15 protein-coding genes and 1 tRNA gene are annotated in these 13,977 nt (G+C 66.0%); 10 read left to right on the top strand and 6 right to left on the bottom strand.

The window, feature by feature from the left end; all coding sequences use genetic code 11:
• Window positions 1–4: 4 nt before the first annotated feature.
• Entirely contained in the window at window positions 5–211 is a 207-nt protein-coding gene (locus tag E4P24_RS02545) for a hypothetical protein (RefSeq protein WP_188148062.1), read from the bottom strand.
• A gap of 368 nt (window positions 212–579) precedes the next feature.
• Between E4P24_RS02545 and E4P24_RS02540 the strand changes: the two genes are divergently transcribed.
• From E4P24_RS02540 to E4P24_RS02495, 10 genes are all read left to right on the top strand, one after another.
• Window positions 580–2,007, top strand: coding sequence for a cytochrome ubiquinol oxidase subunit I (locus E4P24_RS02540; RefSeq protein WP_188148061.1), 1,428 nt, complete (start codon window positions 580–582; stop codon window positions 2,005–2,007).
• Complete coding sequence (locus tag E4P24_RS02535; protein WP_004065288.1) at window positions 2,000–2,998, top strand: cytochrome d ubiquinol oxidase subunit II; 999 nt, start codon at window positions 2,000–2,002, stop codon at window positions 2,996–2,998. Before E4P24_RS02540 ends, E4P24_RS02535 begins: the two co-directional genes overlap by 8 nt.
• A 39-nt stretch (window positions 2,999–3,037) precedes the next feature.
• Window positions 3,038–3,244, top strand: coding sequence for a hypothetical protein (locus E4P24_RS02530; protein ID WP_004044462.1), 207 nt, complete (start codon window positions 3,038–3,040; stop codon window positions 3,242–3,244).
• Window positions 3,245–3,328: 84 nt separating this feature from the next.
• Entirely contained in the window at window positions 3,329–3,715 is a 387-nt protein-coding gene (locus tag E4P24_RS02525; RefSeq protein ID WP_004044463.1) for a Rid family detoxifying hydrolase, read from the top strand.
• A 1-nt stretch (window position 3,716) separates the two neighbouring features.
• The gene (locus E4P24_RS02520) at window positions 3,717–3,923 is read left to right on the top strand and encodes a hypothetical protein (protein WP_008577134.1); all 207 of its coding nucleotides are present in this window, start codon (window positions 3,717–3,719) and stop codon (window positions 3,921–3,923) included.
• Window positions 3,924–3,952: 29 nt separating this feature from the next.
• Window positions 3,953–4,033 (top strand) — tRNA-Ser (locus E4P24_RS02515).
• A gap of 691 nt (window positions 4,034–4,724) precedes the next feature.
• On the top strand, window positions 4,725–4,907 hold the full coding sequence (locus E4P24_RS02510) for a hypothetical protein (protein ID WP_004044465.1): 183 nt from the start codon (window positions 4,725–4,727) through the stop codon (window positions 4,905–4,907).
• 63 nt (window positions 4,908–4,970) lie between these two features.
• Entirely contained in the window at window positions 4,971–5,363 is a 393-nt protein-coding gene (locus E4P24_RS02505) for a hypothetical protein (protein WP_008606282.1), read from the top strand.
• Window positions 5,364–5,578: 215 nt separating this feature from the next.
• Complete coding sequence (gene thsB / locus E4P24_RS02500) at window positions 5,579–7,222, top strand: thermosome subunit beta (protein ID WP_004065290.1); 1,644 nt, start codon at window positions 5,579–5,581, stop codon at window positions 7,220–7,222.
• Between the two features lie 296 nt (window positions 7,223–7,518).
• Window positions 7,519–8,514 (top strand): ornithine cyclodeaminase family protein, encoded by a 996-nt coding sequence (locus E4P24_RS02495; protein WP_004065291.1) that lies wholly within the window; start codon window positions 7,519–7,521, stop codon window positions 8,512–8,514.
• A 57-nt stretch (window positions 8,515–8,571) separates the two neighbouring features.
• Here the strand turns inward: E4P24_RS02495 and E4P24_RS02490 are convergent, their stop codons facing one another.
• The 5 genes from E4P24_RS02490 to pheA all read right to left on the bottom strand — a co-directional run bounded on the left by E4P24_RS02490 (window position 8,572) and on the right by pheA (window position 13,925).
• Window positions 8,572–8,790 (bottom strand): hypothetical protein, encoded by a 219-nt coding sequence (locus E4P24_RS02490; protein WP_004044470.1) that lies wholly within the window; start codon window positions 8,788–8,790, stop codon window positions 8,572–8,574.
• Between the two features lie 123 nt (window positions 8,791–8,913).
• On the bottom strand, window positions 8,914–11,790 hold the full coding sequence (gene leuS / locus E4P24_RS02485) for a leucine--tRNA ligase (RefSeq protein ID WP_115860476.1): 2,877 nt from the start codon (window positions 11,788–11,790) through the stop codon (window positions 8,914–8,916).
• 214 nt (window positions 11,791–12,004) lie between these two features.
• A complete protein-coding gene (gene hsp14, locus E4P24_RS02480; RefSeq protein WP_115860478.1) occupies window positions 12,005–12,448 on the bottom strand; it encodes an archaeal heat shock protein Hsp14 in 444 nt (147 codons plus the stop codon).
• 116 nt (window positions 12,449–12,564) lie between these two features.
• Entirely contained in the window at window positions 12,565–12,975 is a 411-nt protein-coding gene (gene hsp14, locus E4P24_RS02475) for an archaeal heat shock protein Hsp14 (protein ID WP_008605294.1), read from the bottom strand.
• A 143-nt stretch (window positions 12,976–13,118) separates the two neighbouring features.
• Window positions 13,119–13,925, bottom strand: coding sequence for a prephenate dehydratase (pheA, locus tag E4P24_RS02470; protein WP_115891388.1), 807 nt, complete (start codon window positions 13,923–13,925; stop codon window positions 13,119–13,121).
• Window positions 13,926–13,977: the final 52 nt, after the last annotated feature.

Here is a 13,977-nt window from a genome sequence, read left to right as displayed (position 1 = left end):
GCGCTCAGACGAGGCCGGTAGCCCCGATGAACACGAGGAGCGCCCCGATGCCCCGATAGAGCCAGACGGGAGCGTCGGACGCTCCGGACTCCTCCGAGGGCGAGCGCCGGAGGAACTCGAACCCGAACGCGTGGATTCGCGCGGGGAACGCGAGGTACGCGACGCTGAGAACCGCGATTCCGACGTGGACAGCCTGCCACAGGAGGGTCATGTGCTACATCCGAACGGTTCCGGCGTATGCTTGTCGGTCGGGACGGTCGGGACAGTCGAGGCGGTCGGGCAGTCGGGCGGTCGGGGCGGTTGAGGCGGCGCGTCGGTGCGTTGGCGACCGGAATCCGCCCGAGACGGGCGCGTTGCGAGCGTGTGAGCGCGTTTCTGGCCCGTCGAGTTCCGACGAACGCCCGCCTTTTTACCCGGTCGATTATGTCGAATTCGGGCGGGAGACACCGTCTACGATGATTTTCACTTCGTGGGAAGCATGCAGGGATTGACCCTCCCCCAATACGAAGGCGTTTAAGAGGGAAGCCCCATCCCCCGCGCCCCGGTTCGCCCCGTCGTCAGCGACCCCGCACCCCAACCATGCTCGACCCAGTCATCGCCAGTCGGCTGCAGTTCGCGCTCACGACCATCGTCCACATCATCTTCCCCGTGATGAGCATGGGCCTCGCGCCCTTCCTCATCTACTTCACGTGGAAGGACATCCGCACCGACGACCCGGTGTACGAACAGCTCAGGCGATTCTGGACCAAGATTTTCGCCGTCTCGTTCGTCGTCGGCACCGTGACCGGCATCGTCCTCGAATTCGAGTTCGGGACGAACTTCGCGGCGTTCTCGACGGCGGCCGGCGAGCTGTTCGGCGGCCCGCTGGCGACCGAGGGGATGATGGCGTTCATGCTCGAAGCGACGTTCCTCGGGGTGTTCGTCTTCGGCCGCGAGAAGGTCTCCGACGCCCTGTACATGGTGTCCGCCGTCGCTGTCGGTCTCGGGACGTGGCTCTCGGCGGTGTGGATTCTCGTCGCCAACTCGTGGATGCAGACGCCGCGGGGGTACGAACTCGCGCGCGAGAGCGGCCAGCTCGTCGTCTCGCTCGTCGACCCCATCGCGGCGTACGCCAACCCGCGGTTCCCGTGGATGTTCGTCCACATGCAGAACGCCGCGGTGCTGTCGGTCGCGCTGTTCATGGCCGGCGTCGCGGCGTACCACGTCTGGCAGCGCGGCATCAGCGCCGACGACGACGACCGCGAGGGCGCGCGCTTCTGGCGGAAGACGCTCAAAATCGCGCTCGTCGTCCTGCTCGTGACCGCGCCGTTTCAGGCGATTCACGGCGACGCCTACGGTCGGCACGTCTACGAGACCCAGCCGCAGAAGTTCGCCGCCATGGAGGCCGTCTGGGAGACCGACAGCTACGTCCCCGAGTACATCTTCGCCATCCCGACGAGCCTCGACGGTATCACCGACCCGCGCGCGAAAGAGCTGTTCGGCATCGGCATCCCCGGCGGGGCCTCGTGGCTGGCCAGCGGCGGCGACCCGCAGGCCGAAATCACCGGCCTGAACGAGTTCGACACGGAGGCCCCGCCGGTCGCAATCGTCTTCTGGTCGTTCCGGCTCATGGTCGCCGCGGGGTTCTGGTTCATCCTGTTGGCGTTCTGGGCGGGCTACCGCTGGTGGGCCGACGAGTTGTACGAGGACGACCTGTTGCACAAGGCGTTCGTCGGGTCGTCGCTCCTCGGCATCTTCGCCGTCGAGGTCGGCTGGATCGTCACCGAGGTGGGCCGACAGCCGTGGGTCATCCAGGGCGTCCTCCGGACGAGCGAGGGCGTCTCGCCGGGGCTCACGAGCTTCGAGGCGACGCTCACGCTCGTCGGCTTCGCCGTCGTGTACACCGGCCTGCTCGCGCTCTACACCTACGTGATTCGCCGCATCATCCGCGAGGGACCGCCGAGCGTCGACGAGACCGAGGCGGGTGCGGAGGCCGCCGCGCCCGCGGGGGTGACCGGCGATGACTGACTACGGCGCGTTCGCCACCGACCCGCTTTTCGGCCTGCCGTTGCAGGAGCTGTGGTTCGGGCTCGTCTTCTTCATCCTCGGGATGTTCCTGTTCCTCGACGGCTTCGACTTCGGCGTCGGGGCCATCTTCGCGACCCGCGACGACGACGAGGAACGCGAGACGCTTCTGGCCGCCATCGGCCCCTTCTGGGACGGCAACGAGGTGTGGCTCGTCGTCTTCGGCGGTGCGCTGTTCGCCGCGTTCCCGGCGGTGTACGCGAACCTCTTCAGCCGCCACTACCTGCTCATGTTCGCCATCCTCGGGGCGCTCATCCTCCGCGGACTCGCCCCCGAGATGTACGAACAGCGCCACGACGAGGCGTGGCAGACGTGGTGGGGCCGGGCGTTCGTCGTCGGCAGCGTGAGCGCGCCCTTCTTCCTCGGCGTGTTCGCCGCCCACTGGCTCCTCGGCGTCGAGTCGCTCCTGTCGCTGCCCGGCGTCGTCGTCGGCCTCGCCGTCGTCGCGCTCACCGTCGTCGCCGGCGTCGGCTTCCTCGCCATGAAGACCCGCGGGAGCCTCCAGCGCGACGTGGCCGACTACGGCCCGCGGGCGATGGCCGCCTACCTCGCGCTCGTCGTCGTCACGCTCGGCTACCTCGTCGCCGTCCGCCCCGACCTCGGCGTTCTCGCGCCGGTGCCGCTGGCGCTCGTCGTCGTCAGCCTCGCCGCCGCCGCGGGCTATCTGCTCGCGCTCCGCGAGGGGCGCTACACGCTCGCGTTCGGGGCCGTGCCGGTGCTCGTGTTCGCGTTCGTCGCGCTCGTGGCGACGCTCATGTTCCCCCTGGCCGACCCCGCGACCGGGCTGACCGTCGCGGACGCCATCATCTCCGTGCTCCCGCTGAACATCATGAGCGTCGCGTCGGCGCTCCTCCTGCCGCTCGTGTTCACCTACTTCGGCATCCTCTACTCGACGTTCAGCGGGCCCATCGAGACCGGAGAATCGTACTCCTGACCGACTGCAATCCACCACCCACTACCAACCAATCCACCCATGGCTACGCTCCCCAACACCGAACCCACCGCCGAATCGCTCACTAAACCGCTGACTCTCCTCGGCCTCGGACTGGTCGTCGTCAGCGTCGCCGTCGCGGGGTTCGCGCTCCGAGACGGCGACGTGGTCACCGCCCTCGGGATGGGGCTGTTGTTCGCCTCGGGCGTGCTCACGACCGGCATCAGCCTCTCCGGCAAGTCGGTGTAACCCGACGGACCGCGGCGGGGAGGTCCCGCCGCGGACCCGGACGTTCCACCCTATTTTATCACATCGTGGCGAAATCCACCGCGTATGAAGCGCGTCATCGAAACCGACGAAGCGCCGGCCGCGGTCGGCGCGTACAGTCAGGCGACGACCAACGGCTCGCTGCTCTACACGGCGGGACAGATTCCGCTGACGCCGGACGGCGAACTCCTCGACGACGAGGACATCGCGACGCAGACGACGCAGTCGCTCGACAACGTGATGGCCATCCTCGCGGAGGCCGGCGCGGACGCGACCGACGTGCTGAAGACGACGGTGTTCCTCGCCGACATCGACGACTTCGACGAGATGAACGAGACGTACGCGACCTACTTCGACGAGGAGCCGCCGGCCCGCTCGGCGGTCGAGGTCGGCAACCTGCCGAAGGGCGTCGGCGTCGAAATCGAGGCCGTCGCCGTCGTCGACGAGGAGTAACGTGGCCCGCCGCGTCCGGTCCGCGCTGGCGTGGGGCGCAGCGAGCCTCCTCCTCGTGGGCGTCCTCGCGCAGGGCGCGGTCCTCCTCGGACTCGGCATCGACGCGTCGTTCGGGGCAGTCGCCGCGGTGGCGGTCGCGTCCGGCGTCGCGGTCGCGTCTGTGACATACGTCATCGAACCGCGACTCGAACGGAAAGGAAGGGCTTAAATTATCCAGGCGGGAACGTTGCGTTGTAAGCCAGGATGGCCGAGCGGTAAGGCGCACGCCTGGAAAGCGTGTTCCCTCTGGGATCGGGGGTTCAAATCCCTCTCCTGGCGCTTCTCTGAAAACTACACTCCGAGCGATGCGTCTCGGCGCATCGCGGTGGCAGTTTTCGTGAAGCGTTCCCGAGAGGGAATTGAATTAGGGAGCGAAGCGAACGGAGTGAGCGGAGCGACCGAGGTTCAAATCCCTCTCCTGGCGCTTCTTCCGAACGCAACCCACGTAGCAGCGCGTCTCGTCGCGCTGCGGACTTCGAGTTCGGAAGAACGCCTCAGTTGGATTTGAACCAGGGAGCGAAGCGACTGAGGTTCAAATCCCTCTCCTGGCGCTTCTCTGAAAACTACACTCCGAGCGATGCGTCTCGGCGCATCGCGGTGGCAGTTTTCGTGAAGCGTTTCCGAGAGGGAATTGAACTACGGAGCGAAGCGAACGGAGTGAGCGGAGCGACCGAGGTTCAACTCCCGCTTCTGGTGCTTCTCTGGAAAGCTACATCTGCGACCCCGACCCGAACCGAGCACACCGAGTCGAACCCTGCCCTTCGCGCCCGAAGCACATAGTTTCTCTTTCAATCGCCGGACGGCGGGAACCGTCGGCGGAGTCTATCCCACCACCCGCCAAGAACAAGGTACGTCGAAACTGGCAGGGCACCCCCAGTTCGACGCGACCCAAGGCACCACCACAGACCCGACCGTATCAACTGTTCGGACAAAACATTCATCCCCATGGGATACGATACCACGATTGACAATGCCTGACACCAAGACCGGCCGCGAGAAGAAGGGCCTCAACAAGCGGACCCAACTCACCGAGCGGCTGTACGAACGCGAGTTATCGGTGTTAGACGGAGACGACGACGAGCCCCCGCTCGACGCCGCGAGCGACGACGCCGACGGCGAGTTCCTCGCGGACGAACTCCCCGAAGACGACTGACGGCGCGGCCGACACGACCTCCGACCACGCGAATTTTTATCGGGCGCAGCAGAACGTGTGAGCGTGCACCACCGCGCGAACTACGCGACCGTGTTCATCGGCTCGCACCTCCACCCCGAAGGCGAGACGCTGGACCTCGACTGGGCGGACGACGCCGGAGACGAGACGGAGACGTTCGAATTCGACGTGCCGACCGACGACCCCAGAGAGCCGTATCTCGGCATCCAGGCGTTCGACGTGGGCGAGTACGGCCACGAGATTCGAATCAACGGCGACCCGCTTTCGGGGTTCGATATCCCGCCGGGCGACGGCTGGCAGTACTGGGTCGACACCGTCACGGGCGCGAGCCTCGTCGAAGGGACGAACACCATCCGGGTCGTCCGCGACGACGAGGGGAACGACGCGTTCGCCGTCGGGACGGTGACGGTCCACTGGAAAGAGCCGGTCGAAGAGTAGCGTATAAAGCGGTTCGACCGGGCACAAATTGTGGTGTGAAATAGCGTACCATACTTTGCCCTCGAACACATCGAAGACGGGCTCAGTCGCGCGATTATCGGGAGTACACGGCGAGCGCTCGGATTCCGTCCTTCGATTCGCCGGCGAAGCTTTTTTATAGAATCACAAACAATCAAGGCCTGTCTATGAGCCAGCGAATGCAGCAGGGTCAGCCGATGATCATCATGGGCGAGGATGCACAGCGCGTCAAGGACCGCGACGCGCAGGAGTACAACATCCGCGCCGCACGAGCAGTCGCCGAGGCGGTACGTTCCACACTCGGCCCCAAAGGGATGGACAAGATGCTCGTCGACTCGATGGGCGACGTCACCATCACGAACGACGGCGTCACCATCCTCAAGGAGATGGACATCGACAACCCGACGGCCGAGATGATCGTCGAAGTCGCCGAGACGCAGGAGGACGAAGCCGGCGACGGAACGACGACGGCGGTCGCCATCGCGGGTGAACTCCTGAAGAACGCCGAGGACCTCCTCGAACAGGACATCCACCCGACGGCCATCATCCGCGGCTTCAACCTCGCCTCCGAGAAGGCGCGCGAGGAAATCGACGACATCGCGGAGCGCGTCGACCCCGACGACGAGGAACTCCTGAAGAAGGTCGCCGAGACCTCCATGACGGGCAAGAGCTCCGAGCTCAACAAGGAGCTTCTCGCGGACCTCATCGTCCGCGCCGTCCGGCAGGTCACCGTGGAAGCCAACGACGGTTCCCACGTCGTCGACCTCGAAAACGTCTCCATCGAGACGCAGACCGGCCGCTCGGCGTCCGAGTCCGAACTCCTCACCGGCGCCGTCATCGACAAGGACCCCGTCCACGACGACATGCCGGTCCAGTTCGACGAGGCCGACGTGCTGCTGCTCAACGAGCCCGTCGAGGTCGAGGAGACCGACATCGACACGAACGTCTCCATCGAGAGCCCCGACCAGCTCCAGAAGTTCCTCGACCAGGAGGAGGCCCAGCTGAAGCAGAAGGTCGACCAGATTGTCGACTCCGGCGCTGACGTGGTCTTCTGCCAGAAGGGCATCGACGACCTCGCTCAGCACTACCTCGCAAAGCAGGGCATCCTCGCGGTCCGTCGGACGAAGAAGTCCGACATCCGCTTCCTCAAGAACATCACCGGTGCGGCGGTCGTCTCCGACCTCGACTCCATCGAGGCCGCCGACCTCGGTCGCGCCTCCGTCCGCCGCGACGAGGCCGACGAGCTGTTCTACGTCGAGGGCATCGGCGACGACGTCCACGGCGTCACGCTCCTGCTCCGCGGCTCCACCGACCACGTGGTCGACGAGCTCGAACGCGGCGTTCAGGACGCTCTCGACGTCGTCGCCTCGACGGTCGCTGACGGCCGCGTGCTCGCCGGCGGCGGCGCTATCGAGGTCGAACTCGCCTCGCGCCTCCGCAACTACGCCGACTCCGTCTCCGGGCGCGAGCAGCTCGCCGTCGAGGCGTACGCCGACGCGCTCGAACTCGTCCCCCGCGTCCTCGCCGAGAACGCCGGTCTCGACTCCATCGACACGCTCGTCGACCTCCGTGCGGCCCACGAAGACGGGCAGGTCCGCGCCGGGCTGAACGTCTTCACCGGCGAGGTCGAAGACGCCTTCGACGCCGGCGTCGTCGAGACGGCCCACGCCAAAGAGCAGGCCGTCGCCTCCGCCTCCGAAGCCGCGAACCTCGTCCTCAAGATCGACGACATCATCGCGGCCGGAGACCTCTCCACCGGCGGCGACGACGACGAAGAGGGCGGCGCACCCGGCGGCATGGGTGGCATGGGCGGCATGGGCGGTATGGGCGGCGCGATGTGAAAATCGGCTAACGCCTTCACACCCCCATCCCCCGACGCCTGCCGCGCGACAGACCACGTTATTTTAGCGAGCGTCCCAGACGGCCGGAGAGCCGCGGCTACGGCGTCCGAATGGCGGCACGCGGCGGAGACCAACCGACTCGCGCCGACTACGACTTCCCGACAGTCCGAGGGGAGCCGACCGTTCCGACTCACCCGCCACTCAGAAGTTGGATAATTCTCTCACTTTCCAAGATACACTTGCAGTTGTGTTCAGAAATAGAACGAACTAAGTAGCAGGTACGGCAACGTGTCTCCATGCGCAAGACGCTGCTGTTGAACAAGGACGACGTTCACGAGAACGTCCAGATGCCGGAGCTCATCTCGGCCATCGAGGACGCCTTCGCCGCCTACGAGTCCGGCGACGCCCAGATGCCGCCGAAGTCCTACATCGACCTGCCGCAGTACAACGGCGACTTCCGGTCGATGCCCGCCTATCTGGACGCCGGCGACTGGGACGCCGCAGGCATCAAGTGGGTCAACGTCCACCCCGACAACGGCGACAAGTACGACCTGCCCACCGTCATGGGCACGATGATTTACTCCGACCCCGAGAACGCCTTCCCGCTGGCGCTGCTCGACGGGACGGAGCTCACGATGCTCCGCACCGGCGCGGCCGCGGCCGTCGCCACCGACCACCTCGCCGTGGAGGACGCGTCCTCGATGGGCATCGTCGGCGCGGGCGTCCAGTCGTACACGCAGCTTCGCGCCATCAGCGAGGTCCGCGACATCGAGGAGGTCGTCGTCTCCGACCTCGACGAAGAACGCGTCGCCGACTTCATCGACGCCTTCGAAGACGAGTTCGACATCCGCGCCGGCTCCATCGAGGAGGCCGCGAGCTGTGACGTGCTGTCGACCGTGACTCCCGTCGAGTCGCCCATCGTCCCGCGCGAGGCGGTCGGTGACCACACCCACATCAACGCGATGGGTGCCGACGCCGAGGGCAAACACGAACTCGCCGACGAGGTGCTGTTGGACGCCAAGCTCGTCATCGACGACCACGCCCAGACCACCCACTCCGGCGAAATCAACGTCCCGTACCACGAGGGCGTCCTCACCGACGACGACATCTACGGCGCAATCGGTGACATCGTCCTCGGCAACCTCGACGGCCGCACCGACGCCGACGGCATCAGCGTCTTCGACTCGACGGGACTCGCGATTCAGGACGTGGCGGCGGCGCACGTCGCCTACGAGCACGCCTTCGAAAACGACAACGGCTACGCGTTCGACCTCCTCGGTCTCGCCGAGTGAGGCCGCTCGACGCGACGCGGCTGGCATTCATCTTTCTTTTCGGCTCAAGTTCCCGGGCTACGGGCTCGGCCCGCGCTGCGCGTTGAGGTAGCCGAACACCTTCGAGAGGACGTAGACGATGGCGATGAAGGGCAGAAACGGGACTAACAGGACGACGAGGATGAGAAACATCGTCCACCCGATGGAGTCCATCTCGCTGTCGGGTCGCATGTGCGACCCCGGCGTGACGGTGTGGTAGGCCTTCCGTGCGAGGCTCGACGAGTCGTCTTCGCTCATACGATACTGTTAGTTCGGCTAGAGGATAAATCGAGCGACGGAGAGGAGCGGTCGCCCCGAGAGCCGCGTCGCGGGTCGGGCGAATCGCGGCGTTTCGGTCGCGGCGCGCCGAGACGCGCCGGACTATTCGAGGTGGACCGCGGGGCGGAACGGAATCGCCTTCGAGGCGCGGTCGCCCGGGTCGACGATGTCGTCGTCGTCTTCCGCGAACACCTCGACCGCGGCGTCGAACTCGCGGGCGAGGAAGTCGGCGGCGCGCTCGTAGGTATCGGCCTCGTCCAGTTCGAGTTGGGCGCGGAGCGTCGATTCGTCGCGGCCGCGGGTCTGGTCGACGAGGTCCTGCACGAGGTCGTTCACGTCGTTACCCCGCTCGCGCAGGTCGGGGTCCTGCATGACCTGTCCCATGATTGCGCCGACGTTGTCGCCGTTGTCGACGACCGTCTCGAACACGTCGCGCTTCCAGTCGGCGGCGACGTACACACGGATGGTGTCGGGGTCGGAATCGGTCACGTCGATGATGTCGCGGACGTCCTCGGTCAGGCGCTCGACCTGTCGCTCTTCGAGTTCGACCGACTCGTCCTCGAAGCTCTCGTCCGGCTCGGGCCACGGCGCGTCCTCGGCGGGCGTGCCGGTCAACTGCTCGTGCAGCTCGTTCGTCATGAACGGGATAAAGGGCGCGAGCAGGCGCAGCCGGGTTTCGAGGACCGTCCGGAGCGTCCACTTGGCGGCCGGGCGGTCGAGGTCGGTCCGGCGGCGGTACCACCGCAGCGACTCCTCGAAGTTGTAGAACGCCGCCTGACTGGCCGAACGCGTCTCGGCTTCGTCCATCGCGGTCGTCACGTCGCGGACGGTGTCTTGCAGCTTCGACAGGAGCCAGCGGTCGACCGTCTCCAGGTCGGGCTGGTCGTCCGGACCGGGGTCGGTGATAATCTCCTGCGCGCGGTTCCAGAAGCGTTCCAGTTGGTCGTGGACCGAGCCGACGAGGTCGTCGCGCCAGTCGTAGTCCTGCCACGGTTCGGCGGAGTTGAGCAGGAAGAAACGGACGGTGTCCGCGCCGTACTCGCCGATGGCCTCGCCGGGGAGGACGACGTGGCCCTTCGACGACGACATCTTCTCGCCTTCGAGCAGGCCCATGCCCATGATGACGATACCCTGCGGCCACTCCGGCTCGTCGAACAGTTCGCCGTGGTGGAACTGGTAGAACGTCAGGTGGTTCGTGATGAGGTCGTTACCTGAGAACCGATAGTCGACGGGGTACCAGTAGTTCCACTCCTCGCGCAGGTCGAGCGCCTTCTCGGGGGCGTCGTCGACCGCGTCGGGGCCGTAGAACAGCGCGTCGAAGAACTCCTGGGTGAGCTCCTCGGTCGGAATCTCCTGCAGGCGGTGGGCGATGGTGTAGTACGCCATGTAGATAGTCGAGTCCGAGAGGGGCTCGATGACGAACTGGTCGTCCCACGGCAGGCGGGTGCCGAGGCCGTAGTTGCGGATACACGGCCACCCGTTGAGCCAGTCGATGGTGTGGTGGTACTCGTCGCGAGTGTTCTCGGGGATGGCGTCCAGCCCGTCGGCCACGTCGTGGGCGAGTTCCTTCCAGTCCTCGTCGTCGTACGAGAGGAACCAAGTGTCCTGTTCCGCGACGACGACGTCGCCGCCGCAGCGACAGACGACCTCCTCGGAGAACTCCTGCATCACGTCGAACTGGCCGGCCTCGACGCCGTCGGCCTTGAAGTCGTCGCGGACCTCCTCGACGAGGCCGCCGGCGTAGTCGCCGTAGAACTCCTTGAGCCGACCCGCGTGGAACTCCTTGTTGTAGAGGTCCTTCGTCGCCTTTTCGAGCGCGGGGTCGTCGGAGGACTCGATACCGCGGTTCTCGACGGCCGACTTCGCGGGAATCTCGCCGTAGGTGTCGTCCTCGGAGTCGACGTCGAGAATCGGAATCGGCTCGATGGCGGCCACGTCGGCGGGGTCGATGCCGAACGATTCGAGGTAGTCGGTGTCGGCTTTGGCCTCCTGGAGCGCCACGTAGTCGTCGGGGCTGTGGGCCGGGACGGACATGACGACGCCCGTCGCGTTGTCGGCGTCGACGAAGTCGGCGGGCAGGACGAGCACGTCGTCGCCGGTGACGGGGTTTTCGACCGTCTGGCCGACGAGTTCGGCACCCTCGACGGTTTCGAGAATCTCCACGTCGCGGGCCTGATATTCGAGTTTGTCGGCCGCGTAGTCGGAGACGAACCACGTCTCGCCGTCGACTTCCGCGACCACGTAGGTCGCCTCGGGGTCGATGTAGGCGTTGGTCACGCCGTGGACCGTCTCGGGGCGAAGCGTCGCCATCGGGACGACCACGTCGCCGCCGTCTCGGTCCCAGCCGAAGCGGACCAGCGTGTACTCCTGGAACTCCGCGTTCTCGCCTTCCAGCAGGTCGTGGGTCGTGACCGGCTGTTCCTCGTTCGTACAGAACTTGACGGGGTGGAGACCCTTCTCCAGTCGCCCGCGGTCGCGGAGCGTCCGGTACTGCCACTCGACGAACTTCGAGTAGCGCTCGTTGTTGGTGGTGAACTCGCGCCGCCAGTCCACCGACAGGCCGAGCGACTGCATCCCCTTCTTGTAGTGTTCCTCGATGAAGTACCGCGCCCAGCCCATGGGCGATTCGAGATCAGAAAGCGTGTCCTCGGGGACGTTGTAGGTGTCTGTCAGCACCGAGAGCTGTTTCTCCTCGCGGTTTTGCAGGCGCTCGACCGCGCCGATAATCGGCGTGCCGGTGACGTGCCACGCGATGGGAAACAGGACGTTGTCGCCCTGCTGGCGTCGGTAGCGAGCGTACACGTCGGGAACGGTGTACGTCCGCGCGTGCCCGATGTGCATCCCGCCGCTGGGGTACGGATAAGGCACCGTCACGAACGTCGCGTCGTCGGCGTCTGCGTCCGGGTCGGCCTCGTATCGGCCGGACTCGGACCAGCGCTCCCGCCAACGCGCTTCGAGTTCCTGCGGGTCGTAGTCCATATCCGTGGTAGTGGTACCCCGGCCTAAAATAACTCCTATACTCGACTTGCGCGGCTGTCTGATTGCGGCAGAAATTGCCTCACAATGGCACGGGAGGGGCCCGAGAAAATCGAGTCGTGAAACGGAGACAGAGAAACGAAAACGGGGAACACCCACCACGAGGGGACCCATCGCGGGCGGCGTGTCAGAGACGCGTGCGAGCGACGACGCCCGCTCAGTCGATGTCGATGCGGCGGGAGTCGTCGGGTTCGGCGTCGTGTTTGGGGAGCGTGACCGTCAGCACGCCGTTGTGGTAGCTGGCGGACGCGCCGTCCTCGTCGACCGTCTCGGGGAGGTGAATCGTGCGGCGGGCGGACTCGTGGCGGCGCTCGCGGCGCAGATACTCGCCGTCGGCGCGTTCCGCGTCGAGTTCGCGCGTCGCCTCGACGGTCAGCGTGCGGTTGGCGACCGACAGGGCGATGTCCGATTTCTCGTAGCCGGGGAGGTCGACCGTGACGACGATTTCACCGTCGTGGTCGGTGACGTCGATGGCCATCTCGTGGCGGACCTGCGCCATCATGCCCGAGCGGTCGAACTGGCGTCCCATCTCGTCGAACTGGCGGGACATTCGCTCGAACAGTTCCTCGAAGTCGTCGAAGGGGTTGGAACGTCGCATCATGTGTGTTTTCACCGAGGGTCATAGACGCCGTCTGAGGAGATAATCGTTGCCGGAACGTGGATAGCAGTTCGCACGGCTCGGGAGCCAGAGCGCCGGTATTCAAAAGATGAGCCGCGTCACTCGATGTCGATTTCGGTCGAGTCGTCGCCCGCGGGTTCGGCCTTCGGGAGCGTCACGGTCAGGACGCCATTTTTGTACGACGCCGTCACCTCGTCGCGCACGACTTCGGCGGGGAGCGTAATCGTCCGGGAGACCGAGCGCTGACTCCGCTCGCGGCGGACGTACTGCTCGTCGTCGACCTCGCTCGACTCCTCGCGGTCGGCCGCGATGGTGAGTCGCCGCCCGCTGACGCTCACGTCGAGGTCGTCCTTCTCGAAGCCGGGGAGGTCCGCGACGACCTCGATGGCCTCGTCGTCGTCGACGACGTCGAGGGAGATATCTTGGAACCGACCGATACCGGACTCCTCGAACGACCGGCCCATCCGGTCGAACAGGTCTTCTATCTCGTCGAACGGGTTTCGCTGCATACGCGTTTAGATACGTCGCCGACGACAAAGAAAGATGTGCTCGGACTCACACGTTGAGAGCGACCGAGCGGGCGTGACGGAGCGGGACGGGGTGGACGCGGCGAGGTGCGGCGCTGGGCGAGCGTCTCGGCGTCGAAACGGCGTCAGTACAGGACGTGTCGGGTGTCGTACGACCCGAGGACGCGGACCCAGCCGTTGCTGGCGATGCCCTCCACCTCTTCGAGCGCCCCTTGCATCCGCTCCTCGTAGAGACCGGCGTCGGCGTCGATGTGGAACAGGTAGTCACCGAGGCGGTTGCCGCTCGGCCGCGACTCGATGCGCGAGAGGTTGATGTCGCGTTCGGCGAACGCTTCGAGCAGTTCCAAGAGGAGACCGGGGTAGTTCGCGTTCGGGTAGACGACGAGCGAACTCTTGCCGCCGGCGTCCGAGCGGGCGGACTCGGGGCCGATGACGAGGAACCGGGTGGCGTTCGACGACTGGTCTTGGATGTCCTCGGCGATGATTTCGAGGTCGTCACCGACGTTGTCCGGGTGGCCGATGCCCGCGACCGTCGGGTCGGCGCGGGCGCGCTCGACGCCGCGGGCCGTGCTGGCGACGGCTTCGAGTTTCGCGTCGGGGTAGTTCTCTTCGAGGTACGTCCGACACTGCGCGAGCGCTTGGGAGTGGCTGGCGACGACGTCGAAGTTCGCGCTCTGGGCCAACAGCGCGTGGCGGATGGGCGTGACGATTTCCTGGACGACGCTCACCTCCGAGTTCGCCACGGCGTCGAGGCTCTCGGTGACGCTCCCTTCGATGCTGTTTTCGATGGGGACGACGCCGCGCTCGAACGACCCGTCGGCGACCGCTTGGACGATAGACGTGACCGATTCTCGGAAGGAGACGTCGTCGGCGACCGCGCGGGCGGCGCGATGGGAGTACGTGCCCGCCGGACCGAGCGTGACTGCCTGCATGGGCACCCCTTCACGAAGCGGCGACAAAAGACCGTCGGGGCAGGCAGATTCG

It is taken from the genome of Haloferax sp. AS1, assembly GCF_014530665.1.
Taxonomy (GTDB): domain Archaea; phylum Halobacteriota; class Halobacteria; order Halobacteriales; family Haloferacaceae; genus Haloferax; species Haloferax volcanii.
Note: the sequence above shows the minus strand (reverse complement) of the source record. Positions and strands in the feature narration are given on the sequence as shown.